This window comes from Amycolatopsis endophytica (assembly GCF_013410405.1).
In the GTDB taxonomy this organism is placed as follows: Bacteria; Actinomycetota; Actinomycetes; order Mycobacteriales; family Pseudonocardiaceae; genus Amycolatopsis_E; species Amycolatopsis_E endophytica.
In genome coordinates this window covers 4388783-4414646 of the sequence record NZ_JACCFK010000001.1, presented here as the reverse complement: position 1 = coordinate 4414646, position 25864 = coordinate 4388783, and the positions used below count along the sequence as shown (strand labels likewise).

Genomic DNA, 25864 nt, shown 5'->3' with positions numbered 1-25864 from the left:
GATCACGATGTCCCAGGAGACCGGGCCGGAGGAGAAGGTGGCCAAGCCGCGCAGCAAGCGGATCCGGCCCTACACCCTGACCGGCGGCCGCACCCGGGCACGCCACCAGTTGCTCGTGGAGACGCTCATCTCGGTGCCGCAGTACGATCCGGCACTGGCGGAGAAGCTCATGCCGGAGTCGCGGGCGCTGTACGAGCGGGCCCGGTCCCAGGTCTCGATCGCCGAGCTGTCCTCACTGCTGACCATCCCGCTCGGGGTGGTCCGCGTGCTGGTCAGCGACCTGGCCGGGCAGGGGGCGGTGTTCATCCACCCGACCGCCCAGGCCTACTCACACGACCGGAACATGCTCGAGAGGATCCTCAATGGACTCAAGCAGCTCCCCGTCTGATCCGGGTCTGCTGACGATCTCGGCGAAGATCGTCGTCGCGGGAGGGTTCGGGGTGGGCAAGACCACCCTGGTCGGGTCCGTGTCCGAGGTGCCGCCGCTCAACACCGAGGCGTGGATGACCGAGGCGAGCGAGGGCGTGGACGATCTGCCGCCGGACGGCGCCAAGACCACCACCACCGTCGCGATGGACTTCGGCCGGATCTCGCTGTACGACGACCTGATGCTGTACCTGTTCGGCACGCCGGGGCAGGCGCGGTTCTGGTTCCTGTGGGACGACCTGTCCCGCGGCGCGCTGGGCGCGGTCGTGCTGGTCGACACGCGGCGGCTGGACCAGTCGTTCGCGGCGATCAACTACTTCGAGAACGACTCCGACCTGCCGTTCATCGTCGCCATCAACCGGTTCGACGGGGAGCTGGCACACGACGTCGAGGAGGTGCGGGAAGCGCTTGCGCTGAGCCCGGACGTCCCGCTGATCACCTGCGACGCGCGGGACAAGGCGTCGGTGCTGGAAACCCTGCAGGAACTGGTGTCCTACACACTTTCACTCGCCGAGGTCTCGGAGGGGGGCCGGATCCGCGCTCATGCGTAAGATCCTGATCGTCGGTTCGGGTCAGTCGGGCCTGCAGCTCGCGCTGAGCCTGCAGGAACACGGCTACGACGTCACCGTGATGTCCGCGCGCACGCCGGACGAGATCCGCGCGGCCTGGGTCACCTCGACCCAGTGCATGTTCGCCGACGCGCTCGCCATCGAGCGCGCGCACGGGCTGAACCTGTGGGACGACGTCGCTCCCCGTGTCGCCGGACAAGGGTTGTCGATGGCCGGCCCGGACGGCGAGCGCGCGCTGAACTGGATCGCGTCGTGGGACGGCGGTCCGGCGCAGTCGATCGACCAGCGGGTCAAGATGGCGACGTGGCTGGAGCTGTTCGAGGAGCGCGGCGGCAACGTGGTCATCCACGGCGTCACCACGGCCGACCTGAACGGCCTGGCGAAGCTGTACGACCTGGTGGTCGTCGCGGCGGGCAAGGGCGAGCTGGTGCAGCTGTTCGACCGTGACGCGTCGCGGTCGCCCTACACCGTGCCGCAGCGCAAGCTTTCGGTGTCCTATGTGCACGGTCAGGAGGCGCGACCGGAGCGTCCCGGCACGACGGACGTGTGGATGAACTTCATCCCCGGCGTCGGCGAGCTCATCAACATCCCCGGTTACACGCTGTCCGGACCGTGCGACATCTTCTTCGTCGCCGGGTTGCCGGGCGGCCCGTTCGACGCGTTCGCCGACCGTCCCCCGGCGGCCGAACAGCTGCGGCGGCACCTGGAGCTGTTCCGGCAGTACATCCCGTGGGAGTACGAGCGGGCGAAGAACGCGGAGCTGACCGACGGCAAGGCGGTGCTGGTCGGCGGATACCCGCCGGTCGTGCGCCACCCGGTGGGTGAGCTGCCGTCCGGGGCGTTCGTGCTCGGCATGGCGGACGTGGTGGTGGCCAACGATCCGATCACCGGACAGGGCTCGAACAACGCGGCCAAGTGCGCGGAGTCGTATCTGGGGAGCATCCTGGAGAACGAGGACCGGCCGTTCGACCGGACGTGGATGCAGGCGACGTTCGACCGCTACTGGGAGCACGCCCAGTGGGTCACGAAGTTCACCAACGCCATGCTGCAGCCGCCACCGCCGCACGTGCAGCAGATCCTCGGGGCGGCGCAGTCGAACCCGAAGGTGGCGAAGCGGTTCGTGAACGGCTTCAACAACCCGACGGACTTCCAGCACTGGCTGTTCGACCCGGCGAAGGCCGAGGAGTTCCTGGCGTCGGTGTGACCGGCCGGCTTTCTCCCAGTGCCCGCACCGATCACGACGCGGGCTGGTTCGGAAGGACACAACCCGCCGGTCGAGTCCTACCTTCCCGACGCCGAGTTCCACACTCCGCACCGCGAACCCACACCCGAACCGCCACCCGGCAACGCAACGCACCCCACCCCTGAACCACACCCCTCCCGCAACCCGATCCCCAGCCCCCTCGGTTGCCGAGCCATCGCGTCAAGCCACTCTTTCCCGGCTTGACGCGATGCCTCGGCAACCGAACACTCAAAGATCGGGTTCGGAAGGCCCACAACGCCGGGGCGCGCCAGCCCCCACGGCCAAAGGCGTAGCGAAGCGAAGCCCGGCGCCCCCAGCCGCGCGCAGCGCAGACACCCACGCAGCGGCTACACAAGACGCTCCATCACGCGATCTACGGCTGAGGCGGCTCCCATCGCACTTCGCCCCAGGGCACCTCGTGTGTCCCCCGGTGCAGGACAGCCGCCAGCCACGCCAGCAGCCACGGTCCCGTCTGGCTGGTGCGTTCGTACCCCAGCAACCGCCCGCGCCGCCGGGGTGTCACCAGCACCGCGACCGTCTGCTCCCGTCCGAGCGGGTCCAGGCGCGTGATCAGGTCCGTCACCTTGCCCAGGGGGCGTCCTCGCACGTCGTACACGCGTCGCCCGAGCAGCCGGCTCGCACGCACGACCTCACCGGGCCCGTCAGTCGTCACCATGATCGGCCCCCGGGATCCGCGAGATCAGTTTGTCCCGCAACCAGCGCTCCAACGGCGGCACCTCCAGCACCTCCGCGCTCAGCGACAACGTCACCTGGCTGCTGACCTGCTTCACGTGGTCGTAGGTGATACGCAGTGGCGCCGTCTCACCCGCGTTGAGTCGTCGCGCCATCCAGCTCATCAGGCGCCCGAGTAGCCCGCCGATGCGCTCCCCCAGCTGGTGCTGCCCGACGAGCAGCGCGGTGATCCGGTAGGTGCCGTCCGGGTTGCGCTCCAGTTCGACGTCGTCGACCTTGCCGACGGCGTGCCCCTCGACGTCGACGATCTGGCGGTCGAGGAGGTGGAACTCGACGCGCAGCGGGTCCGGTCGTCCGAGGATCACGACTGCCCCATTCCGGTGATGATCATGAGGGGGATCGCGGCGACCGCGGCGATCAGGATGATGATCAGGAACGTGACGCCGAGGAAGTTCTGCAGCCGGCCGTTCGCGTGGTCGCCGAGGTAGTCCCGGTCGTTCGCGACCACCAGGATCGGCAGGTAGGTCAGCGGCAGCACCACCGCGCTGAACAGCAGTGACAGCTCGGTGATCTGCACCGGGTCGATCGTCGTGAGCAGCGCCGCGGTGCCCAGCAGCACGCTGACCAGCATCACCGTGTGGAACCGCGCGGCCGAGCGCGGGCGGACCAGTTTGCCCCACTGCCAGCCGAAGTACTGGGCGATGGAATACCCCGTGGACAGGCCGGTCTCCAGCGCGGCGCCGAACGTCGCCGCGAAGAACCCGATCATGACCACGACCAGGCCGAGCTTGCCCAGGGACAGCGCCACCGGCAGCGCGGTCTGGCTGAGCTGGTCGACCTCGATCCCGGCCGGCTCGTACACCACCGCGGCGCAGCCCATGATCGCCAGTCCGAGCAGGCCGCCGAGCGGGAAGCCGACCAGCGTGTTGCTGCGCTCGGTCGCGAGGTCCTTCGTCGTCCACTTCTCCTCGACCCCGCCGGAGGAGAAGAAGAACACCTCATACGGCGTCAGCGCCGACGCGAACAGCGACACCGCGAGGTAGCCCCAGGTGCCCCAGTTCTCCCCCTCCGGCGGGCCGATGTGCGTGAGCTGGCCGGCGAAGCTCCCCCACGGCGGGTGGAGCGCGATCAGCGCGACGACGAACACCACCAGCGCCAGCCCGAGCACGCCGAAGATCTGCTCCATCAGCTCGAACTTCACCCGCCACAGCACGATCCACACGGCGAACGCGGCCAGCGGCACCCACAGGATGTGCGGCAGCCCGCTGGCCAGCTGGATGGTCAGGGCGATTCCGCCGATCTCCGCGGTCAACGTCAGCAACGTGACCAGGTAGGACCCGACGAGGTTGGTCATCGCGGTCCGCGGGCCGAGGCGTTCCCGCACCAGGTCGAACACCGGGCGCCGGCTGACCGCCGCGACCCGGCCGGACATCTCGGCGAACACGCAGATGCCGATGACGCCGATCACCACGATCCACGCCTGCCGCATGCCGAACCGGGCGCCGGACTGGGCGTTGGCGACCAGATCGCCGATGTCGACGAACCCGCCGATGGCGGTCAGGATGCCCAGGGTGACGGCGAGGACCTTCTTCATCGGTGGCTTTCGACGAAGGCCGTCAACTCGTCGTTCACCCGCACCAGCTGGGCATCCACGGCGGCGACGCGGCCGTGGTCCGCGGCGTCGAGCGCCTCCCGCGCCTCGCTGGCGCGGGCGACGGCGTCCTGCAGGCGCGGGTGCAGCTCGTCGTAGACCTGCTGGGTCTCCGGGTCCGTCGGGGCCTCCAGTTCGTCGAGCGCTTTGGTGGCGGTGGCGAGCACGTCGTCGACCGAGGCCGTGGTGAACGTCGGGAACAGCCTGCCTTCGCCGTGGGCGCGGATGATCTCGTGCAGCGTCCCCACGGCGCTGACGCCTTCCTGCGCGGTGACGACCGCGCTGTCCACGTAGCTCGCTGTCGAGCTGCCGGAACACGCGGCGAGCGTGGACGCGAGCACCAGGCCCGCACAGATCGTCCCCGTCCGCATCGAGCCCGGTTACCCCTTGGTCAACTCGGCAAACGCGGGGTCTTCTCAGGTGTTTCACACACCATCCGGAGGCGAATCTCAGCGAGGAGGCGTTCACTGGATGCGGAGGAGGGACGGCCATGACCTACTACCCACCGCAGTACGACCCCTGGGCGCCACCACCACCGCCACCACCGCCGCCGCGTCGTCGCAGGCGCGGCCCGGCCGTGGTGCTGGGTGCGCTCGGCCTGGTGGTGCTCGTCGCGCTGGGGTTCGTGGCGTGGGATCTGGGGCGGCCGTCCCGGACGGGCGGTACCGCGTCCCCGCTCGAGCGGACGTGGGAGAACCAGCAGACCAGCAACGAAACACTCGACGTGGACGCGGTCGCGGACGAGGTCGAGCCCGGGCTGGTCGACATCTACTCCACCCTGGGCTACTCGGGTCAGCAGGCGGCGGGCACCGGCATGGTGCTCACGGCGGACGGGCAGGTCCTGACCAACAACCACGTCGTCGCGGGCGCCACCAGCATCAAGGTGACCGACGTCGACACCGGCCGCACCTACCGGGCCGAGGTCGCCGGGTACAGCCGTTCGGCGGACGTCGCCGTGCTGCGGCTGCAGAACGCCTCGGACCTGGACACCATCACGACCGGCGACTCCGCCGAGGTGTCGGTGGGGGATCCGGTGGTCGGACTCGGCAACGCGGGCGGGGACGGCGGTGAACCGAGCGTGTCGCCCGGGAAGGTGACCGCGCTGAACCAGTCGATCACCGCGACGGACGAATCGACGGGCAGCTCCGAACAGCTGACCGGCCTCATCCAGGTGGACGCCGACATCCAGTCGGGCGATTCCGGCGGTGCGCTGGCCGACGGCGACGGCAAGGTCATCGGTATGAACACGGCGGCCTCGACCGGTTACCAGCTCGGCCGCAACGGACGGCCCGCCGATGTGAGCGGGTTCGCCATCCCGATCAACGACGCGCTGCGGCTGGCCCGCCAGATCGAGGCGGGCACCGCGTCCGATACCGTCCACATCGGACCGTCGGCGTTCATCGGCGTGTCGGTCAGCGACGCGGGCGGCTCGGGTGCGCTGGTGCAGCAGGTCGTCTCGGGTGGTCCGGCGGACAACGCGGGACTGACCGCGGGTGACGTCATCACCGGCCTCGACGGCCGCGCGATCGGCTCGGCGACCGACCTGACCGCCGTGATGGACACGCTGCACCCCGGCGACCACGTGACGGTCACCTGGCTGGACCAGTCCGGGCAGCAGCACAGCACCAGCGCCGCCCTGGTCGAGGGGCCGGTGGGTTGACGACCCCGGCTGCCGGGTAGCTGCCCGGTATGACCAACACAGCTCCCCTTCCCGCGGAACAGGACGGACGGCCGCGCACCGCGATCGTGACCGGATCCGACTCCGGCATCGGGCGTGCGATCGCCGTCGCGCTCGGTGGCGGCGGCGTCGATGTCGGCATCACCTGGCACCGCGACTCCGACGGCGCCGAGGAGACGGCCGCGCAGGTGCGGGAGGCCGGTTCCCGTGCCGAGGTCCGGAAGCTCGACCTGGGCGACCTGCCGACCGCGGCCGCCGCGATCGACGATCTGGCCGGGGCACTCGGCGGTGTCGACGTGCTGGTGAACTGCGCCGGGACGGGCACCGGTCAGCGGGTCATGGACATGGACTTCGACACCTGGCGGCACGTGCTGTCGGTCGACCTCGACGGCGCGTTCCTGTGCGCGCAGCGGGCCGCGCGGCACATGATCGACAGCGGCAGGGGCGGGCGGATCGTCAACATCACCAGCGTGCACGAGCACGCCCCGAAGGTCGGCGCCGCCCCCTACTGCGCCGCGAAGGCCGGGCTGGGGATGCTGACGAAGGTGCTCGCGCTGGAACTGGCCGGGCACGGCATCACGGTCAATTCGGTGGCACCGGGCGAGATCTCCACGCCGATGACGGGCCAGACCGACGCGAACCCGCACGACCAGGTCCGCCCCGGTGTCCCGCTCGGCCGCACCGGGCACGCGCGGGAGGTCGCCGCCGTGGTGGCGTTCCTGACCACGCCGGCGGCGTCCTACGTGACCGGCTCGTCCTACGTCGTCGACGGCGGCATGCTCCTCATGGGCCCGCAGGGCGCCTCCGCCCTCGCCGGCAACGACTGGCGCGAGCCCTGACGTCAGGTCAGGTCGGCGATCGCGGCTTCGATGCGTTCCGCCAGCCACAGGTCGGGCCCGGTGACCGTGCCGGGGCAGCCCGTGGTGACGGTGAAAGTCAGCTCCCCCGCGCGCCGTTCGAACTGGGCGTGGTCGCTCAGTTCCGCGGCGTCCCGCTGGACGCGGCCGATCAGCGAACCGTGCGCCTGCACCGGGATGCGCACCGTGCGCGAGAGCCGGTGTGCGTCCCCCTGCCAGTCCGCGAGTCCTCCCAGTGCGCGGGTGATGTCGGTATCCGTCAGCGCCTCCGGCATGGCGTCCTCCGTCCGCGGGTTTCCCGGCGGGTACCCGGGTCCCGGTTCGCAAACCGCAAGATTGGAGAAGACGCGGCCGCTGTCCGCTCCTTACGGTCTAACCACCTGACGCGGAAGGAGCTGCGATGAGCGGGGTACGCGTGCTGGTCGGCACACGCAAGGGTGCGTTCGTGCTGACCTCCGACGAGCGGCGCGCCGACTGGGAGGTCAGCGGACCGCACTTCCCCGGCTGGGAGATGTACCACCTCAAGGGCTCCCCCGCCGACCCGGACCGGATCTTCGCGGCCCAGTCGACCAGCTGGTTCGGCCAGTTGATCCAGCGGTCCGACGACGGCGGGAAGACGTGGCGGCCGGTGGGCAACGAGTTCGCCTACGACGGTGTCCCCGGCACCCACCAGTGGTACGACGGGACGCCGCACCCGTGGGAGTTCGCCCGCGTGTGGCATCTCGAACCGTCGCTGACCGACCCCGACCTCATCTACGCCGGGGTCGAGGACGCGGCGTTGTTCCGGTCCAACGACGCGGGCGCGACCTGGCAGGAGGTGCCGGGCCTGCGCGGGCACGGCACCGGGCCGCAGTGGCAGCCGGGCGCGGGCGGGCTGTGCCTGCACACGATCATCCAGGACCCGCGCGACGCCAACCGGCTCGTCATCGCGATCTCCGCGGCGGGCGCGTTCCGCACGGAGGACGGCGGCAAGACCTGGCAGGCGATCAACCGCGGCCTGCAGTCCGGTCAGATCCCCGATCCGGACGCCGAGGTGGGCCACTGCGTGCACCACATCGCGCGCCATCCCGAGCGGCCCGACGTGCTGTTCATGCAGAAGCACTGGGACGTGATGCGCAGCGACGACGGCGGCGACAACTGGTACGAGATCAGCGGTGACCTGCCCACGGACTTCGGCTTCGTCATCGACGTGCACTCGCACGAGCCGGACACGGTGTACGTGGTGCCGATCAAGAGCGACGAGCACCACTTCCCGCCGGACGGGCGCCTGCGCGTGTACCGCAGCCGCGGCGGCGGAAACAACTGGGAGGCGCTCACGAACGGCCTGCCCCAGGAAAACTGCTACGTCAACGTGCTGCGGGACGCGATGGCGGTGGATTCGCTGCCCGAGTGCGGTGTCTACTTCGGAACGACCGGCGGGCAGGTCTACGCCTCCGCCGATTCGGGCGACTCGTGGGCGCCGATCGTGCGCGACCTGCCGTCGGTGCTGTCGGTGGAGGTCCAGACACTGCCATGATCCGCGTCCATCTGCCCGCGCACCTGCGGACCATCGCGCACATCGACGGCGAGGTCGAACTGGACCTCGACGGCACGGTCACGCAGCGCGCCGTGCTCGACGCGCTGGAGGAGCGTTATCCCGTGCTGCGCGGCACGATCCGCGAGCACGGCACGGGCAAGCGCCGGGCGTTCGTGCGGTTCTTCGCCTGCGAGGAGGACCTGTCCCACGAGGAACCGGACGCACCGCTGCCCGCGCCCGTGGCCGCCGGGACCGAGCCGTTCCTCGTCATGGGCGCGATGGCCGGCGGCTGAGCACGGGAAACGGTGACCCCCTGCCGTAGCGGGGGGTCACCGTCAGGGAGTGAGGCGCCGGGACGTGCGTCAGTCGTCGTCGCCCTCGTCCTCGTCGTCCCAGTTGTTGCCGTGGTCGTGGTGGTGGTGGTGACCGGCCACGGACCAGGTGTCGCTCGACGCCGCACCCTCGGGGCCGGCCCAGCTCTCGCCTTCGCCGTAGAAGGACTGGTGGCCGTTGGTGCCGGAAACGGTGTACTCGCCACCCGCCCCGTCCGGGCCGGCGGCCAGGCTCGCGTCGTAGTAGCCGGCGTAGTTGTTGCCGTGACCCCAGCCGTCGCTGTCGTAGTCGTGGCCGTGACCCGCGGTCGAGGCGGTCGTGGTGATGGCCGCGCCGTCGGGGCCGGCGCTCGCGGTCGAGGAGCCGTAGCTGTCGGCCGAAGCGATGCCCGCGGCACCGAACGACAGCGGAATGGCCAGCAGGCTGGCGATCGCGAAGCGACGAACGTTCATGGTTGTGAATTCCCTTCGTATCAACGATTTCCGGGCTGAAACCGTGATCGGCTTCGCGGACCGGGTGCCCGGGACGGCGGGGGCAAATCCGGCACAACGTTGTGATGCAGGTCACGTTGCGATCACAGCGTGTCGCAACTCGGTCACAGACCTCCTGCTCGGCGCCGCGAAACCGAACCGTCACGGCGGGCGCGGGGATTTCCGTTGCCCCACAGGGCATCCAACCTTGGAGCGTCACTCACGCGTGTGGTCTGAACCGGTTTTCGGCGCTTGACAAGCTCCTCGTGGCAACAGATGCTCATCCCGGTAACTGTTACTTCGGGTAATAGCTCCAGTGAGGAGGCGCGGTGGTCCGGCGAGTGGTCTCCCGCGACGGCACGCGGATCGCGGTCGCGGAGGCGGGCGATCGGACCGCCCCGACGCTGGTCTGCGTCCACGGCTATCCCGACGACCGGTCGGTGTGGGACGACGTCGTGTCCCTGCTGGCGCGGCGGTTCCACGTTGTCGCCTACGACGTGCGCGGGGCCGGCGAGTCCGACGTCCCGGCGCGACGGCAGGACTACGCGCTCGACCGCCTCGCCGAAGACCTCGAAGCCGTTCTCGCCGCGGTGAGCCCCGGCCGGCCGGCGCACCTGCTGGCGCACGACTGGGGGTCGATCCAGAGCTGGCACGCGGTCACCTCCGGCGCGCTGCGCGGGCGGATCGCGTCGTTCACCTCGATCTCCGGCCCGTCGCTGGACCACGCCGGGCACTGGTTCCGCGGCAAGCTGCGGCGGCCGCCGGGGTGGCTGCCCGCGCTGCGGCAGCTGGTCCACTCGACCTACATCCTGTTCTTCCGGATTCCGGTGGTGCCCGAGCTGGGGTGGCGCTCCGGTGCGGGGCACCGTGTGCTGGCGAAGCTGTCCGGGAGCGGGGCGGGCAGGCCGGCGGTCGCGGACGCGGTGCACGGGCTGGAGCTGTACCGGGCGAACATCGGCGCGCGGCTGTCCCGTCCGGAGCCGCGGGAGGCCGAGATCCCGGTGCAGGTGCTCGCGCCGCTGGGCGATCCGTACGTCACGCCGCCGCTGCAGACCGAGGTCGGGCGGTGGGCGCCGCGGCTGTGGGTGCGGCGGTTGCCCGGCGGGCACTGGATCCCGCGGGAACGGCCGGACGTGATCGCGCGGTGCGCGGCCGAGCTGGTGGAGCTGGCCGAGGGCGGTCCGGAGACCCGGTCGTTGCGCCGGGCCCGCTCGGCCGGTTTCGGCGCGCACCTGGTGGTGGTCACCGGAGCGAGCCGCTTCGCCCTGGCCGCGGTGGCGGCGTTCGAGGCCGCGGGCGCGGAAGTGGTGACGGCCGCCGCGCCGGAGGACGCCGAGCAGTTCGCGAAGGAAATCCGCGAACGGCACGGCGTCCCCGACGTGGTGGTCGACGGCCACGGCGCGGGCCGCGCCTTCGCCGGGCAGATGGCCGAGCAGGGCGAAGGCGGGGCCGTGGTGCTGCACGACCCCGCCGAAGCGGCCCACCTGCGCACCAGGTTCCCCGGCATCACGGCGGTAGTGGCGGACGACGGCCCACCCGAGCGCGCGGCGAAGAAGGTCCTGCGCGCCCTCGCCCCCTGAACGCCCGGCTGCCCCCGGCGGACGGAATCCGCCAGGGGCAGCCGGGCCGCGGAGATCAGGCGCGGGCCAGACCGCGCTCCACTGCGGCGATGATCTGCGGGCGCAGTTCCTCCGGGCGGATGATCGCGTCGACCGAGCCGACCCGCTGTGCCCGCTGGATCGAGTGCACCCCGTCGAACTCGGCGGCGACCTCGCCCAGCTTCTCGGCCCGCACCGAGGCACGCACGTCGGCCAGCCGGGTCACCAGCGCCGCCCGGGACGTGCTGTCCGCCGAGGCGATCCGGGCCTCCAGTTCGGACACCCGCGGGTCGTTCGCCGTGCGGGAGTTGACCTCCTGCGCGAACACCACGGCCGCCGCCGGCGCACCGCCCAGCACCGAGGCGAAGGAGCCGTCCACGGCCAGCACCGTCATGTTCGGGTTCAGCGTCTTGGAGAACACCACGAACGCACCACCGTGGTAGCGCGAGATCACGCAGAACACGATCGGCCCGCGGAAGTTCACGATCGCGCGCCCGATTTCCGCCCCGTACTCCAGCTGCAGCTTGCGCATCGACTCCGGGGACCCGTCGAAACCGGACAGGTTCGCCAGCACCACCAGCGGCCGGTTGCCGCTCGCCGCGTTGATCGCGCGCGCCGCCTTCTTCGACGAGCGCGGGAACAACGTGCCCGCGGTGTAGGCGTCCGGGCCGTCGGTGGGCGGGAAACCGCGCCGCGGCACCGACCGCGACTCGATCCCCAGCAGGCACACCGGATGACCGCCCAGGTGCACGTCCTGCACGACCGCGGTCTCCGCGTCCGCCATGCCCGCCCACCGCTCCAGGATCGCGTGGTCCTGATCGGCCAGCGCGCGCATCACGGTCCGGATGTCGAACGGCTTCTTGCGGTCCGGATTGGTCTCCCGCGAGAAGATCTGCCCCACCGTCGTGAAGTCGCTGCCGACGATCGCGTGCGGGTAGTCCGACACGTCCCGGTCGACCGGGTCGGTGGTCGCCGCCCGGCGGGGGCCGGTCTCGCCCGGGAGCACGTAGCTGTGGTCGTAGTGTGACATCAGCACGCCGTGCGCGGCGCCCAGGTTCGGCGCCCAGTACTGCGCCTGCCCGTTCGGCCCCATCACGCGGTCGTAGCCACCGATGCCGAAGTTGTCCTCGGCCGACACGCCACCGGAGAAGTCCAGTGACTGCTTGCCGGTCAGCACCATCGCCGAATCCGGGGTCATCACCAGGATTCCCTTGGTGTGCATGAGCATCGTGGCTTCGGCGTTCCAGTACGGCTGGGCGCCGACGTTGATGCCCGCGACGACGATGTTGATCTCACCGCCGCCCTGGGTGAAGTGGACGATCCGGCGCAGGGCCGCGGCGATCCAGTCCATGTTCTCGGTGCCGGAGTCCATCGCGATCCGCGCACCGGCCGACAACGCGTACCACTCGACCGGGACCTTGAGCTCCTCCGCCAGGTCCAGCGCGGCGATGATCCGCGAACACTCCGGTTCGGACAGTGCGCCGAGCGCCTTGGTCGGATCGCCCAGCAGCGCCACGCGGGTCATGCCCTCGGGGTAGCGCTCGGTCGGCGTGGTCGCGACACCGGCGACGATCCCGGACTTGTTGAGCCCCTTCTCCCGCTCGGCCGGCACCAGCCGCCCGGAGTCGTCCAGGTCGTATTCGGTGAACGTGCCGCCCTCACCGCCGAGCATGCCGGTCAGCTCGTACGGGTAGACCGTGCCGCGGCGGCGCGCCCGCAGCACCTTCTGGCCGTAGTCGTCCAGCGGCTGGATCAGCTCGGTCGGCGGGTCGGTGATCGTCATCCGCACCCCGGTGGCGACCTCGTAGGACACCCGGACCGCGATCGGCCGCAGCTGCCCGGTCTCCCGGTCGCGCTGGCGGCCGAGGAACAGCACCTCCTCGACACCGGCGCCCGCGGTCGTGGGCACCACGCGCTGCGCGACCGTGTTCAGGTCCTCGACCGTGAGATCGCTCGGCGGCCACACGTAGAGGAAGATCCGGTTGGTGTCGAGCCGCTTCTTCGCCGGGCGCTGGGCCTGCACCTTGCGGATCGCGTCGAGGCACGCGCCGAGCGCGCCCTCGACCGCGGGCAGGGCGAGGATGCGGCCGTCGTCGTCGCGCAGCGGGGTCAGGTCGCGGACCTGCGCCATCGCGACCAGCCGCTCGTCGGACGGGTTCTTCGGCGCCGCGCAGCGCAGCAGGTAGACGTCCTCGTCGGCCGAGGGCAGCCGGGTGAGGTCGAAGTTCTGCAGGCGCCGCAGTTGCAGCCGCTGCCCGATCAGCGGATGCAGACCGCGGATCAGCCGTTCCTCGGTCAGGCCCGCCGACGACGGCCGGAACGTGAAGTGGTGGTGCATCGCCGAACCGCTGCGCCCGGCGACCGTGGTGGTGACGCGGCGCAGATCGTCCGGCAGCGCCGCCCCGGCCAGCACCTCACGCAGCTCCGCCGCCATGACGTCGGCGTCGGCGGGCTGGCCGGTCCAGGTCAGGTAGATGTCGGCGACCACACCGCCCGCCTCGGCCTGCCCGGCGGCCTCGGCGACCGCGCGGACCGCCTCGGGCAGCCCGGCGAAGTCCGCCACGGTCGCGATCAGCCGCTGCCGCTGACCGTCCAGGTCGTACCCGGCGGTGACGAACGCGCGGTCACCGGTCGTGCTGGTTCGCACGTCCTGCAGCCCGTGTTCGCGGTAGTAGCGGCGGCAGAGCACCTCCAGCAGCGGCCCCGCGTCGAGCCCGGCGCGGCCGATGCGCTGGCCGAGCAGCCGCACCAGCGGCTCGGGGCTGGCGACCATCTCGGCGATGCGCTCGGCACGGTCGGCCGCGGCCGGGTTCGCGTCCAGATAGGACAGGTGACGGCGGACCTTCGTGTAGACCTCGGCGCGGGTGCGGCGCAGCAGCGGCTGCGCGAACCAGCGGAACACCAGGCTCCGCGCGAGGTCGCCGACCACCGGGAACCGCAGCTGCGTGGCGCGGATCAGGTGCTCCAGCGCCTGCCCGACGGTCTGGCGCAGGCCGTTGTGCGGCGGCGCCTCGGTCAGCCACTGCTGCAGCAGCGCGGTGATCACCGCGACGTCGGACGCGGCGCGCTGCTGGGCGAGGAAGATCCGGAAGACCGCCTCCTCCAGCCCGGGCGTGCGGCCGGTGTCCTCGACGCCGTAGTGGCCCAGCACGCGGGTCAGACGGCCCTGGAACGTCTCGGACAGCCCGGCGCGCTCGGTGTCGAGGCTCTGCAGGTAGGTGTGGAAGTGCTCGCGCGGGCTGTGCACCCGCGTCTCGGCCTTGGTCTCCTCGCCCTCGGGCTTGTTGCGGGACAGCTCGGAGAAGTCGGCGAACACCTCCAGCAGCCCGGCCTCGGCGGCCAGCGGGCGCTGCGGCAGCTCGGCCCGTGCGGCCAGGTAGGCCGCCAGGGTGCGGCCGCCGTCGCGCGGGTCGACGTCGAAACCGAGCAGCATGCTGCGCAGGTCGGCCAGCCCCCGCTCGGTGCGGTGCGCGGCGGAGAGCCCGTTGGGCTCCGCCGGCAGGTCGAGATCCACGCCCGCGGTTTCCGGGGCGTCGTCGGCGCCGTCGTCGGCCAGCGGTTCCAGGCGCAGCAGCGGCGCCCCGGTCTCGACCTGGCTGCCGACGGAGACCAGGGATTCCTTGAGCAGCGCCCGGAACGGCGCGCGCAGGACGGTCTCCATCTTCATCGACTCCAGCACCAGCACCGGCGCGCCGGCGTCGACCTCGTCGCCGACCGCGAGCGGCGTCGCGACCACCAGCGCGGGCGCGGGCGAACGGACGACGCCGCCCTCGTCACGGCTGATGCGGTGGGTGACGCCGTCGACCTCGACCAGGTGGATCGGCCCGTGCGTGCCGGTGACCAGGCGGAACCGGCGGCCGTTGACGTGGATCTGGCCGGTGTGGGAGTCGAAGCGCTCCAGCTCGGCGTCGACGGTCCGCACGTCCTCGCCGGTGACGAAACCGATCCGGTAGCGCCCCGGCCCGGTCTGGGCGACGGTGAGCCGGTAACCCGCGCCACGCAGCTTGAGGTCGATCGGACGGCCGACCTCGTGCTGCACCTGCGGGCGCCCGCCGTGCGCGGTGGACAGCAGCCGCTGCAGCTCGACCTGCTTTTCGTCCTGGTACGCCTCGATCGCGGCGGCGGCCAGCGCGATCCCGGAGTGCGCGTGCGACACCAGCCGGCCTTCGGCCCGGACGCGGTCGATCCAGCCGGTGTCGGCGCTCCCGTCGATCACCTCGGGCTGGTCGAGCAGGTCGAGGACGAAGCTCTTGTTCGTGGTGCCGCCCTCGATGAGAACGGTCGTCTCGCGCATCGCGCGGCGCAGGCGGGCCAGCGCCTCGTCGCGGTCGCGGCCGTAGGCGATGATCTTGGCGATCATCGAGTCGAAGTCGGCGGGAATCGAATCGCCCTCGCTGACGCCGGTGTCGACGCGGATGCCCGGGCCCGCGGGCAGGTCGAGCAGCGCGATGCGGCCGGGCGCGGGCGCGAAGTCGCGGTCGGGGTCCTCGGCGTTGAGCCGCGCCTCGATGGCGTGGCCCAGCTCGGCGGGCGGGGTGCCCTCCAGCTTGCCGCCGGAGGCGACGTGCAGCTGCGCTTTCACCAGGTCCGCTCCGGTGGTGGCCTCGGTGATGGGGTGCTCGACCTGCAGCCGGGTGTTCACCTCCAGGAAGGCGAACAGCTTGTCCTGCGGGTGGTACAGGAACTCGACCGTCGCGGCACCGCGGTAACCGACCGCCACGGCCAGCCGCTCGGCCGACGCCTTCAGCTCGGCCACCTGCTCGGGCGCGAGCACCGGCGAGGAGGACTCCTCGATGATCTTCTGGTTGCGGCGCTGCACCGAGCAGTCGCGCACCCCCAGCGCCCACGCCGTGCCCTGTCCGTCGGCGATCACCTGGACCTCGACGTGCCGGGCGCCGGTGACCAGGCGCTCCAGGAACACGACACCGCTGCCGAAGGCGCGGGCGGCCTCCTGGCTGGTGCGCTCGTAGGCGTCCGCGAGCTCGTCGGCGTTGCCGATGACGCGGATGCCCCGCCCACCACCGCCCGCGGTCGCCTTGAGCATGAGCGGGTAGCCGATGCGCTCGGCGGCGGCCAGCGCGGCGTCCAGGTCCTCGACCGGGCCGCGGCTCCACGGCGCGACGGGCACGCCGACCTCTTCGGCGATCAGCTTGGCGCCGATCTTGTCGCCCAGCTTGCGCATCGCGTCCGGGCTCGGGCCGACGAAGGTGACGCCGAGCTTGTCGCACAGCTCCGCGAACGCCGGGTCCTCGGCGACGAAGCCCCACCCGACCCACGCGGCGTCGGCCTTCGTCTCGGTCAGCGCGCGTTCCAGGACGGCCATGTCGAGGTAGGGACGGTTCGCCGCGGGCCCCAGGTCGTAGGCGATGTCCGCTTCCCGCACGAACGTGGCGGTGCGGTCGGCGTCGGTGTAGAGGGCCACCGTCTCGATCCGCGGCCCGCCCTCCGCGTTGAGTTCACCGACGGCGTGGATGAGCCGCATCGCGGCCTCTCCCCGGTTGACGATCGCGACACGACTGAACACCGAATCGAGCCTCACTGGTTCTCCGACGAATGGATGGCGCGGCCTCCCCCGGCCGCTCCCCCAGCATCGCGCGTACCCACCGGTAGCGTGATCGTCGCCCCCGCACCGTGCCGACCGCCGTTTTTTGTCGGAACCCTCCAAAGGACCGCTCTGACCCGCGACTTCCTCCCGCGTCCGCCACCACCGCCGGACGTGAGAGCCTGGTCACTGCTTCAGCAGGTCGCGGTAGAGCGCCAGGTGCGACCGGGCGGCGGCGCCCCAGTTGTAGGAGGCGGCCAACGCGCGCCCGGGTTCGCGCAGGGCGTCCGGATCCGCCAGCGCCTCCCGCATCCGCGCCGCCAGTCCCGCCGGGTCGCTCGCGAAGCGAGCGGCGCCGCCGAACACCTCGCGCAGCACGGGCAGGTCGCGGGTGACGACCGGGACACCGGCGGCGAGCGCTTCCATCGCGGCCAGGCCGAAGCCCTCCTTGGTCGAGGGGAAGGCGAACACGTCAGCGGCGGCGACCAGCGCGGGCAGCGCGTCGTGGGCGACCGGGCCCAGCACGACGGGCTGCACGCCCAGCTCGGCGGCCCGTTTCTCCCACGCGGTGCGGTAGTCGCGGTAGTCGAACAGGGTCTGTCCGCCCGCGATGACCAACCGCACGTCCGGCTCGGTCTCGCGCAGCAGCGCGTGGGCCTCCAGCAGATCCAGCGAGCCCTTGCGCGGCTCGATCCCGCCGACCGAGAGCACGAACCGCCCGGACCACGCCGGATCGGGCTCGGCGGTGGCGAACCGGTCGTGGTCGACGCCGTTCGGGATGACCGCCGCCACCACGCCCCAGCCCTCGCGCAACTCCCCCGCCACCGCCGCGGACACGCAGACGTGCGCGTAGGGACGGCGGATCGCGCGCTCGTGGCAGGCGGCCAGCTCGGGTGTCGTGAAGTGGTCGATGTGGTGCACGGTCCGCACGACCCGTTCCACCGCGTTGGCGCTGATGCAGTCCTGCGCGTGCACGACGTCGTAGCCGTGCGGGTCGAACGCGGCGCGCAGCACCTCGATCGACCGCAGGATCCGCGGCCCCACGCCCTCGCCCTCGATCTCCGGGAACGGCACGATCCGCACCGCCACCGCCGGGTCGACCGGGCGGAAGAACCCGCTGTCCCCGCCACGGCCCAGTGACCAGACGGTGACGTCGGCACCCTCGGCGGCCAGCGCTTCGGCGAGGGCGAGCGTGTGCACGACCCCGCCGCGCGGTTTCGTCGAGTAGCTGAGCAGGGCGATCCTCATGTGCGGCTCCCGTACGCGTCGGGCTTGCGCTCGGCCAGGTGGTGCAGCACCCGCCGGGCGGTGGACACCTCGCAGGCGACGTCGACCTCGGCGATCGCGATACCGGCCTTGCTCCAGGTGCGGGCCAGGATGTCGCCGCCGGGCCCGACCACCTTGGCCTGGCCGAGAAAGCGCATCCCGCCCAGCGCGCCGGTCTGGTTGGAGGAGGCCAGCACGACCTGGTTCTCCGCCGCGCGCGCCTGGTCGTAGAGGTCGAACAACCGCGCCTGCCGGTCCTGCGACATGCGCGGCGCGCGGTGGGTGATGCTGGTCGGCCACGCCGACAGGCAGGCCAGGACCTCGGCGCCGTCCAGCGCGAGGCTGCGCGCCGATTCGGGGAACGTCTTGTCGTAGTCGATGAGCATGCCCAGCCGCCCCACGGGCGAGTCGAACGCGGCGAACGACGTGCCCGCCGAGTAGGCGGCCACCTCGCCCGGCGGCTGGTGCACCTTGCGGTGCCGTCCGAGCACGCCGTCGCCGGTGACGCACACCGCCGAGTTGAACCGCCGGTCGCCGTCGGCTTCGCAGTACCCGACGCACACCACCATTTCCGCGGCCAGCGCGGCGACCTTGCGCAGGTGCGCGTCGTCCGGTTCGAGCGCGGGCGGCAGCGCGTCCGGGTCCGGGGCGCGCAGGTCGGCGAGGTACCCGCCGAGCGCGGCGTCCGGCAGCACCAGCAGCGACACCCCCGACGAGCGGCCGTGCTCGATGAGCGTGGCGATGCGCTGCAGGTCGAAGTCGAGGTCGCGGCCGAAGTGCGCGGCCACGGCGCCGATGCGGATGGTCCCCATCGCGTCAGTATCGCGCCGCGGCGAGTGCCTCCCCGCCGGCGGCCGGCGCGGGGTATGCCTCGGGCCGCCGGTCCCGCAGGTGCCCCATCGAGCGGCGGGCCGTGTCCAGCGCCGCCCGCACGTCCAGCTCGGCCACCGCGATGCCGTCCGCGACACCGGTGCCTGCCAGGACCTCGCCGCCCGGGTCCACGATCTTTGCGCTGGCGACGAACCGCAGGTCGCCGAACGTCCCGGACTGGTTGGCCGAGAGCCACACGATCTGGTTCTCCAGCGCCCGCGCCTGGTCGAACAGGTCGAAGCGCCGCTTCCACCGGTCCCGCGCGAGGTCCGCCGACGGGTTGGTGCGGCTGCCCGGCCACGCCGACACGCACACGCCGATCTCGGCGCCGTCCAGCGCCAGGCCGCGCGCGGACTCGGGGAACGCCTTGTCGTAGCAGATCAGCATGCCCAGCCGCCCGGCCGGCGTGTCGAACGCGGCGAACCCGTCGCCGGCGCGGTAGGTCGCGTCCTCCGACAGCGGCTGGTGCACCTTGCGGTGGTTGCCCAGCACGCCGTCACCGGTCACGCACACGACGCTGTTGTAGAGCCGCCCACCGTCGTGTTCGCAGTAGCCCGCGGCCACCACCATGTCCCCGGCGAGCGCGGCGAGGCGCTTGATCTCCGGGCCGTCGACGTCCAGCGGCGGCGGCCCGTCGGCGCCGCCGTCGAGGTTGGCCAGGTAGCCGCCGAGGCAGGCCTCGGGCAGGGCGAGCAGGCCGACGCCGTCCGCGCGGGCGGTGGCGATCAGGGCGGCGATGCGCTCGAAGTCGCCCTCCAGGTCGCGGTCGAAGGGCGCCGCGACCGCGGCCATCCGCAGGGTGCTCATGAGGTCCCCAATCCGGTCACCCCGGCCGCGACGACCGGGGTCTGTTCTCCGTCCGGCCAGCGCAGCGCCACGCCGCGCCCGGTCACCAGCTCACCGCACCCGGCACTGGTCGCGGGACCGGCGTCCAGCTCCGCGGACCCGGTGGTGAGCATCGCGTAGCCGGGGAAGCAGGTGAGCCAGTCGCCCATGCTCGCCCCGCGGGGCCGGGGCACGGCGGCCACGTCGAGGACCGCGCCGCAGCCGCTGGCCTCGGCGAGCATGCCGAGCGTTCCGGCGATGCCCGCCATCGACACGTCCTTCGCCGCCGGGGGACGCGCCCGCGCGACGGCGGTGAGCATCGCGCGCAGTTCCGGCGTGCGCCGGGAAGTGGTGGAATCCCACTGCCGCCCGGCGTACCCGGGCCGCCACCGCCCACCGAGGTCGGCGGTCAGCCGCACCCGCTGCCCTGGCCGTCCGCCACCGCCGGGAACCGGGAACTCCGTGCGGCCCAGCGCGGTCACCGCGAGCGAGGCGGGCACGCCGAGCTGCGTGTGCCCGCCGAGCACGGGCACGCCGTAGGCCTGGCTCGCCCGGCGCAGCCCGCCGAGCACACGGCTGGCGAACGACGCGTCGCGCGCGCCGAGGGCGTCCAGCAGCCCGGCCGGTTCCGCGCCCATCGCGGCGAGGTCGTTGACGTTGACCAGCACCGAGCACCAGCCCGCCCAGTCCGGGTCGCGCTCCACCATGGAGGGCAGGATCGCGTCACACGCGGCCACCACGTCGCTGCCGGGCACCGGAACCCCGTCGTCGCCGACGAAGCCGGGCACGCCGGTCAGCCCGGACAGCAGCGGGCCGAGGTCGCTTTTGGTCGCCCGCGCCAGCGCGGCGATGCGGCCGATCGGGTACCGCATCAGCACGTGCGGTGTCCCGGCGACCGCGACCGGGCGCACCCGGTCCCAGCCCAGCCGGGCGAACAGGCTCTCGTTGCGGGCCTGCACGGTGGCCTCGAACCGCAGCACCCCGGCGTTCTCGGCGTGCGCACAGGCGGCGCGCACCAGTGCCGGGCCGACCCGGCCCCGGCACGCGGGGTGCACCACCAGCCGCCCGCCGAGCCACCAGCCGAGGTCCTCAGCGGTGGCCGGGCCGAGGCGGACACCGCCGATGACCGTGCCCTCCCGGTCGCGGGCGACGAGGACGACGGTGCGCGGGTCTTCGTCGCGCTCGTCCAGGTCGTGCCCCTCGAACAACCCTTGCTCGTGCACGAAGACCTCGGTGCGCAGGGCGTGGTAGGCGCGCACCGCGACCGCGTCGGCCGGTTCGATGTGGAAGGCGGGCCGCCGGGCCAGGGTCGCGGAGTCGCCGAGCAGGGCCAGCACGTCGGGCATCACGTCAGGCCCCCGCCGTGCTCAGCACGCCGCATGCCCCGCAGGCCGCGCAGCCAGCCTCCTGGTCGGCGCCGCGCATGTCCGCCTCCCGCAACAACTTCGCGACCCGCTCGCTCACGTCGCGGACCAGTGACGCGGGCGGGCCGGAGATCCCGTCCCGCCGCGCGAGCGTGCCTGCCATCGGCCGCATCGGCATCACGAACGGGTACACGCCCCGCTCGATCAGCCGCGCCGCGCCGTCGACCAGCTCGTCCGCGTCCTCGCCGAGCCCGATCAGCAGGTACGTGGAGACCTTGTTGCGGCCGAACACCCGTACCGCCTCGTCCCACGCGGCCTCGTACTCGGCCAGCGGCACCGACCCCTTGCCGGGCATCCACCGCCGCCGGACCTCGTCGTCCAGCGACTCGACGTGGATGCCGATCGAGGTCGCGCCCGCCGCACGCAGGTCGGCGATCACCGACAGTTCGCCCGGCGGTTCGATCTGCACCTGCACCGGCAATCCCGGCACCGCGTCGAGCACCGCCTTGACGCAGCGGACGAGGTGCCGCGCGCCGCGGTCCGGGCCCGCCGTGGTGCCGGTGGTCATCACCATCTGCCGCACCCCGTCGAGCCGGACCGCGGCCTCGGCGACCTCGGCCAGCTGCGCCGGGGTCTTCGCCGCGACGGTGTCCCCGGCCTTGAGCGATTCCTCGATGGTGCAGAACCGGCACCGCTGGTCCTCGGCGTAGCGGATGCACGTCTGCACGACGGTCGTGGCGAGCACGTCCCGCCCGTGCAGCAGCGCGATCTTGCGGTACGGCAGGCCGTCCGCGGTCTCCAGGTCGTAGAACTTCGGGCGGGCCACCGGTTCCACGGTCAGCCCGAGGTCGATCCGTCCCCGGTGGACACGGCCGTCGCGCAGGGTGTAGGGGCTGTCCGGGTTCAGCGGCAGCGCCGCGTTCACACCGTCGACGACGAGGTGCCCGTCGTCGCTCGGTCCGGCCCCCTTGCTGCGCCGCACGGGCGCGTCCCAGCGCACCCCGTGCACCGCGAGGTCGGTCCGGACGTCCAGGTTGTCGGTCTTCACGCGCACTGCCTCCTCCTCCGTCAGCCCGGGGTCACCACATGTAGGTCGAGTTGATGATCGCCCCCTTGCGGGCGTAGTGGATGAGCGCGTCCTGCACGTCCAGCGGGTGCGTCGGGATGACGCCCTCGATCAGGTCCTCCTCCCGCAGCCCGTGCAGGGACAGGCCGAAGCGGCAGCAGTAGACCTTGCCGCCTTCCTTGATGAACGTCTTGAGCTGGTCGTTGATGTTGTGCTCGCCGGGGAACGCGGAGTTGCCGGTGGTCGGGAAACCGCGGGTGGCCATGGCGTTCATCGAGCCGGGGCCGTAGAAGTAGATGGCGGACTCGAAGCCCTTGCGCAGCGCGCGGGTGGCCTGCAGGATCGCCACGAAGCTCACCGACGACTCGTGCGCGATGCCGTGCACGAGCGTGAAGTACGCCTGGCCGGGCTCGGCCTGGTAGTCCGGGAACACCTTGGTCCCGCCGTAGATGCTGGAGCCCTCCGGCAGTGACGGGTGCGGAATCTCGGCGAGGCTCTGCTGCTCGGTCTCGGTCAGCTCGGACACGATGAATCTCCTTGTTGTTGCGGGGGTTGCCACGGGTGCGGGTCACCCGTAGAGCTTGTCGAAGGTGCCGCGGAACACCAGTTCCGCGAGCCGGCCGTCGCCGGCCGCGGCGGCCAGCCGGGCGTACTCGCCGGCCTGGTCGCCCCACGGCTCGTCGCTGGCGAAGAGGATGCGGTCGCCGCCGAGGCCACGGCGGTCGACCTCGGCGGCCAGCCAGCGCGGCGCGAAGCCGATCGCCCAGGACAGGTCGGTGTAGACCTGCTTGCCCGCCGCGATCCAGTCGAAGAACCGGCTGCCGACCAGTTTGATGTGGCCGCTCATACCGCCGCCGAAGTGCACGAGGTGCACCTTGACGTCGTCGCCGTAGTCCTCGACGAGGGCGCCGACCTCGTCGATGTCCGAGGCCGCGCCGGGCGAGGTGTGCACGTGGACGACGAGGTCGTGTTCGCGGGCGGCGGCGAAGATCCGGTCCAGGCCGGGACGGCACGCCGGGTCGGTGGGGCGCCCGCCGAGCAGGAAGCTCAGCTTCAGCGCCCGCACGCCCGGTTCGGCGGCCAGGCTCAGCGCCTGCGCGGTGCGCGCGGCATCGCGGTCCAAAGGGGACACCCACAGCCCGGCGCGGATCCGGTCGTCGCGTTGCGCGGCTTCGACGCAGAGTTCGTTGAAGGAAAAGGCGATCTCCGGGTCCGGCACGCCGTAGTTCGGGATGACCAGCGCGCGTTCGGTGCCTTCGGCGTCGAGGTCGGCGAGCAGCTCGTCGATCGTGCCGCGGGCGCCGAGATCGGGGCGGACGGCCGGGCCGCCGTAGAACGGGTACGCGGGCAGCACGCCGAGGTGGCGGTGCGCGTCGTTGACCGGCATCAGGCCACCGTCCGGGGTGCGGTCCAGTACTCGTCGGCCGGGTACGTGCTCTCCGGGGTGCCCGCGATCCAGTGCAGCCCGTCGGAACGGCGGCCGGCGGAGGCGATGTGCGCGGCCAGGTACTCCGCGTCGTCGGCGACGCCGCAGAACCGCCCGGAACCCCAGGTGTGCTGCCAGGGCAGGCCGAGGAAGTACAGGCCGGGGCAGCTGGTGACGCCGCGCTCGTGCGTCGGGTAGCCGCGGCCGTCGAAAACCGGCACCTCGATCCAGCGGTGGTCACGGCCGAAACCGGTGCTCCACACCACCGAGCTGATGCCACTGCCCGCCAGGTCCAGTTCGGACGGTCCGGTATCCGGTTGCCACACCGGAACGTAGCGGTCCTCGTGTGGCGCGTCGAGGCCACGGGCGGTGATCCAGGTGTCGACGGAGTCCTTGATGCCCTCGGACACGGCGTCCGCGGCGTCGAGGTTGTGGCGAAGATCCTGGGCGAAGGTCAGCCGCCCGCCGCGGATGCCGGTGAGGCGGCCGTAGAGGCGCATGCCGTCACGGGCGAAGGCACGCAGGTCGATGTCGCGCCCGCCGTCGCGGCCGGTGACGTAGTGGTTGGCGCGGAAGCGCACGGCGTCGGCGTCGGCGAACTCGTCGATGCCGCGGCGGTAGTAGCCCATGTCGTCCAGCCAGGCGACCACGTCCCGGCCGCGGTACCGTCGGGCCACCCGCGGCGCGCTGCCGACGGCCAGGTGCACGCGGCGGCCGGCCAGGTGCAGGTCCTCGGCGATCTGGCAGCCGGACTGGCCGGTGCCGACGACGAGCACCTCACCCGGCGGCAGCTGCGCCGGGTTGCGGTAGTCCGCGGAGTGCACCTGCGCCAGGTCCTCGGGCAGCCGTTCGGCCATCCGCGGGACCAGCGGCACCTGGTACGGGCCGGTGGCGAGCACGACGTTGTCGGCGGTGCGCGCACCGTCCGTTGTGGACAGCAGGAACCCGCGGCCGCCGCGGCGCAGCCGGGTCACCTCGACGCCCTCGACGAGGGGGAAGTCGAAGGCCGCCAGGTAGGCGCGCAGGTAGGCGACGATGTCGTCGCGCACCATGAACCCGTCCGGATCGTCGCCGGGGTAGGGGAAACCGGGCAGGCGGCACTGCCAGTTCGGGGTGACCAGGCAGAACGAGTCCCAGCGGCGGTCGGCCCACTCGTGGCCCGCGGTGTCGCGTTCGAGCACGACGTGGTCGACGCCGCGGGCGGACAGGCAGTGGCTCATCGACAGGCCGGCCTGGCCGCCGCCGACCACGATGACGGCGTGGTGGCTGGTCACGGTTCGAACCCTTCGATGACGACCCGGCCGTCCGCGAAGGACTTCGCGCGGGCTTCGATGTCGGCGAGCTGCGCGGCGGCCCGCGCGCAGCCGAACCCGTGGATGCGGCGCACGCGCTCGGAAGCCCGGGTCAGCGCCGCGCGGCTGCGGTCGGCGAACTCGGCGACCGGGTAGCTGTCCCCGGGAGCGAAGACTTCCTCCACCACCGTGGAGGGCGAGTAGCATCGCTGGACGGAGGCATCGGGCCACCGAACGCGAAAGAGAATCTCCGGCACGGGTTTCCTCCCCATCTGCGGCGATGGGAGTAGTCCACAGGCCCGCGATGTCCGGACCGTTTCCTCCGGAACACCGGCTGGTTAAGGCACCCGGCCTCCTGTTTCCGGGAGGTATCGGAGTTCGGTTCCGGTGGCGGGGACCTACCATTCCGTGGTGAAGAACAAGCCGCCGTACGCCATCGAGTCGGTCGACCACGCCCTGCACCTGGCGACGCTGTTGCAGCAGGAAGGGCCGCTGGGCGTGTCGGAGGCCGCCGCCCGGCTCGGTGTCTCCCGCTCCACCGCGCACCGGTTGCTGGCGATGCTGGTCTACCGCGATTTCGCCGAGCAGGGCGACGACCGGCGCTATCAGGCCGGGCCCGTGCTGCGGCCCGCCGATCCGGTGGGCGCGCCGGTGGCGTTGCTGCGGCAGGCGGCGATGCCGCACCTGCGGGCGCTGGTCGCGCGGACGCGGGAAACGGTGAACCTGCAGGTGCTGGCGGGCACGGAGGTGCGGTTCCTGGCGACGGTCGAGTGCGATCAGGTCCTGCGGGTCGGCGACCGGGCGGGCCGGGTGCTGCCGGCGCACCTGGTGTCCGGCGGGAAGGCGCTACTGGCCGCGCTGCCGCCCGCCGAGCTGACCCGCCGCTACGCCGGTTCGGCGGTGAACCTGACCCGGTTGCGACGTGAACTGGGCCTGGTCCGGCGCCGGGGCTTCGCGGTCAACGACCAGGCCACGGAGACCGGCCTGACCGCCGTCGGGTTCGCCGTCCCGTGGCCGTCGGGCGCCGAACCCGCGGCGGCGTTGTCACTGGCCCTGCCCTCGGCCCGCTTCGACCACGACCTGCTGCCGACGTGGGTCGGCGCCCTGTCCGCCACGGCGACGGCGATCAGGCACGAGCTGGGCTGAGGTTTTTCGCGGGCTCGACGCGGGTCAGCGCGG

25 protein-coding genes are annotated in these 25864 nt (G+C 72.1%); 9 read left to right on the top strand and 16 right to left on the bottom strand.

Going from position 1 to position 25864, the window contains the following annotated elements; genetic code table 11:
- The first annotated feature begins 7 nt into the window (after positions 1–7).
- From HNR02_RS21780 to HNR02_RS21770, 3 genes are read left to right on the top strand one after another with little or no spacing between them, the layout of a single operon-like run.
- Positions 8–388: a DUF742 domain-containing protein gene (locus tag HNR02_RS21780; protein ID WP_179774978.1), complete on the top strand. Its 381-nt coding sequence runs from the start codon at positions 8–10 to the stop codon at positions 386–388.
- Positions 363–977: a GTP-binding protein gene (locus HNR02_RS21775; RefSeq protein WP_179774977.1), complete on the top strand. Its 615-nt coding sequence runs from the start codon at positions 363–365 to the stop codon at positions 975–977. Before HNR02_RS21780 ends, HNR02_RS21775 begins: the two co-directional genes overlap by 26 nt.
- The gene (locus tag HNR02_RS21770; RefSeq protein ID WP_179774976.1) at positions 970–2199 is read left to right on the top strand and encodes a styrene monooxygenase/indole monooxygenase family protein; all 1230 of its coding nucleotides are present in this window, start codon (positions 970–972) and stop codon (positions 2197–2199) included. Before HNR02_RS21775 ends, HNR02_RS21770 begins: the two co-directional genes overlap by 8 nt.
- A gap of 412 nt (positions 2200–2611) precedes the next feature.
- Here the strand turns inward: HNR02_RS21770 and HNR02_RS21765 are convergent, their stop codons facing one another.
- The 4 genes from HNR02_RS21765 to HNR02_RS21750 are packed head-to-tail and all read right to left on the bottom strand — an operon-like array spanning position 2612 to position 4953.
- On the bottom strand, positions 2612–2914 hold the full coding sequence (locus HNR02_RS21765; RefSeq protein WP_179774975.1) for a PRC-barrel domain-containing protein: 303 nt from the start codon (positions 2912–2914) through the stop codon (positions 2612–2614).
- Entirely contained in the window at positions 2901–3296 is a 396-nt protein-coding gene (locus HNR02_RS21760) for a hypothetical protein (protein WP_179774974.1), read from the bottom strand. Before HNR02_RS21760 ends, HNR02_RS21765 begins: the two co-directional genes overlap by 14 nt.
- Positions 3293–4525 (bottom strand): NRAMP family divalent metal transporter, encoded by a 1233-nt coding sequence (locus HNR02_RS21755; protein WP_179774973.1) that lies wholly within the window; start codon positions 4523–4525, stop codon positions 3293–3295. The genes HNR02_RS21760 and HNR02_RS21755 overlap by 4 nt, the downstream gene beginning before the upstream one ends.
- The gene (locus HNR02_RS21750; protein WP_179774972.1) at positions 4522–4953 is read right to left on the bottom strand and encodes an MltG/YceG/YrrL family protein; all 432 of its coding nucleotides are present in this window, start codon (positions 4951–4953) and stop codon (positions 4522–4524) included. The genes HNR02_RS21755 and HNR02_RS21750 overlap by 4 nt, the downstream gene beginning before the upstream one ends.
- A 119-nt stretch (positions 4954–5072) precedes the next feature.
- Here HNR02_RS21750 and HNR02_RS21745 point away from each other — a divergent pair, with 119 nt between their 5' ends.
- Entirely contained in the window at positions 5073–6242 is a 1170-nt protein-coding gene (locus HNR02_RS21745) for a S1C family serine protease (RefSeq protein WP_179774971.1), read from the top strand.
- Between the two features lie 29 nt (positions 6243–6271).
- Entirely contained in the window at positions 6272–7099 is an 828-nt protein-coding gene (locus tag HNR02_RS21740) for an SDR family oxidoreductase (protein WP_179774970.1), read from the top strand.
- A gap of 2 nt (positions 7100–7101) precedes the next feature.
- Here the strand turns inward: HNR02_RS21740 and HNR02_RS21735 are convergent, their stop codons facing one another.
- Entirely contained in the window at positions 7102–7392 is a 291-nt protein-coding gene (locus HNR02_RS21735; RefSeq protein WP_179774969.1) for a 4a-hydroxytetrahydrobiopterin dehydratase, read from the bottom strand.
- Between the two features lie 125 nt (positions 7393–7517).
- On the opposite strand from HNR02_RS21735, the gene HNR02_RS21730 reads away from it, so the two are divergent.
- Complete coding sequence (locus HNR02_RS21730) at positions 7518–8633, top strand: WD40/YVTN/BNR-like repeat-containing protein (protein WP_179774968.1); 1116 nt, start codon at positions 7518–7520, stop codon at positions 8631–8633.
- Positions 8630–8926, top strand: coding sequence for a MoaD/ThiS family protein (locus HNR02_RS21725; RefSeq protein WP_179774967.1), 297 nt, complete (start codon positions 8630–8632; stop codon positions 8924–8926). Before HNR02_RS21730 ends, HNR02_RS21725 begins: the two co-directional genes overlap by 4 nt.
- A gap of 69 nt (positions 8927–8995) precedes the next feature.
- On the opposite strand, the gene HNR02_RS21720 is transcribed toward HNR02_RS21725, so the two are convergent.
- Positions 8996–9418 carry a hypothetical protein gene (locus tag HNR02_RS21720; protein ID WP_179774966.1) on the bottom strand — a complete coding sequence of 141 codons (423 nt, stop codon included), beginning with the start codon at positions 9416–9418 and terminating at the stop codon, positions 8996–8998.
- Between the two features lie 347 nt (positions 9419–9765).
- On the opposite strand from HNR02_RS21720, the gene HNR02_RS21715 reads away from it, so the two are divergent.
- Positions 9766–11016 (top strand): alpha/beta fold hydrolase, encoded by a 1251-nt coding sequence (locus HNR02_RS21715; protein WP_312861087.1) that lies wholly within the window; start codon positions 9766–9768, stop codon positions 11014–11016.
- Between the two features lie 55 nt (positions 11017–11071).
- On the opposite strand, the gene HNR02_RS21710 is transcribed toward HNR02_RS21715, so the two are convergent.
- The 10 genes from HNR02_RS21710 to HNR02_RS21665 form a co-directional block, all read right to left on the bottom strand.
- The gene (locus tag HNR02_RS21710) at positions 11072–16558 is read right to left on the bottom strand and encodes an ATP-binding protein (RefSeq protein WP_179774965.1); all 5487 of its coding nucleotides are present in this window, start codon (positions 16556–16558) and stop codon (positions 11072–11074) included.
- Positions 16559–16762: 204 nt separating this feature from the next.
- Positions 16763–17824, bottom strand: a complete 1062-nt coding sequence (locus HNR02_RS21705; RefSeq protein ID WP_179774964.1) for an MSMEG_0565 family glycosyltransferase — start codon at positions 17822–17824, stop codon at positions 16763–16765.
- Complete coding sequence (locus HNR02_RS21700) at positions 17821–18654, bottom strand: carbon-nitrogen hydrolase family protein (RefSeq protein ID WP_179774963.1); 834 nt, start codon at positions 18652–18654, stop codon at positions 17821–17823. The genes HNR02_RS21705 and HNR02_RS21700 overlap by 4 nt, the downstream gene beginning before the upstream one ends.
- Positions 18655–18658: 4 nt before the next feature.
- On the bottom strand, positions 18659–19519 hold the full coding sequence (locus HNR02_RS21695) for a carbon-nitrogen hydrolase family protein (protein WP_179774962.1): 861 nt from the start codon (positions 19517–19519) through the stop codon (positions 18659–18661).
- A complete protein-coding gene (locus HNR02_RS21690) occupies positions 19516–20883 on the bottom strand; it encodes an MSMEG_0567/sll0787 family protein (protein WP_179774961.1) in 1368 nt (455 codons plus the stop codon). Before HNR02_RS21690 ends, HNR02_RS21695 begins: the two co-directional genes overlap by 4 nt.
- Before the next feature lie 4 nt (positions 20884–20887).
- Positions 20888–21949, bottom strand: a complete 1062-nt coding sequence (locus HNR02_RS21685) for an MSMEG_0568 family radical SAM protein (protein WP_312861086.1) — start codon at positions 21947–21949, stop codon at positions 20888–20890.
- A 31-nt stretch (positions 21950–21980) separates the two neighbouring features.
- The gene (locus HNR02_RS21680; RefSeq protein WP_179774959.1) at positions 21981–22493 is read right to left on the bottom strand and encodes an MSMEG_0572/Sll0783 family nitrogen starvation response protein; all 513 of its coding nucleotides are present in this window, start codon (positions 22491–22493) and stop codon (positions 21981–21983) included.
- A 42-nt stretch (positions 22494–22535) separates the two neighbouring features.
- Positions 22536–23354, bottom strand: a complete 819-nt coding sequence (locus tag HNR02_RS21675) for an amidohydrolase family protein (protein ID WP_179774958.1) — start codon at positions 23352–23354, stop codon at positions 22536–22538.
- Positions 23354–24667: an MSMEG_0569 family flavin-dependent oxidoreductase gene (locus tag HNR02_RS21670; protein WP_179774957.1), complete on the bottom strand. Its 1314-nt coding sequence runs from the start codon at positions 24665–24667 to the stop codon at positions 23354–23356. Before HNR02_RS21670 ends, HNR02_RS21675 begins: the two co-directional genes overlap by 1 nt.
- On the bottom strand, positions 24664–24957 hold the full coding sequence (locus tag HNR02_RS21665) for an MSMEG_0570 family nitrogen starvation response protein (protein ID WP_218903029.1): 294 nt from the start codon (positions 24955–24957) through the stop codon (positions 24664–24666). The genes HNR02_RS21670 and HNR02_RS21665 overlap by 4 nt, the downstream gene beginning before the upstream one ends.
- A 139-nt stretch (positions 24958–25096) precedes the next feature.
- Here HNR02_RS21665 and HNR02_RS21660 point away from each other — a divergent pair, with 139 nt between their 5' ends.
- Entirely contained in the window at positions 25097–25831 is a 735-nt protein-coding gene (locus tag HNR02_RS21660; RefSeq protein WP_179774955.1) for an IclR family transcriptional regulator, read from the top strand.
- The last annotated feature ends 33 nt before the right edge of the window (positions 25832–25864 follow it).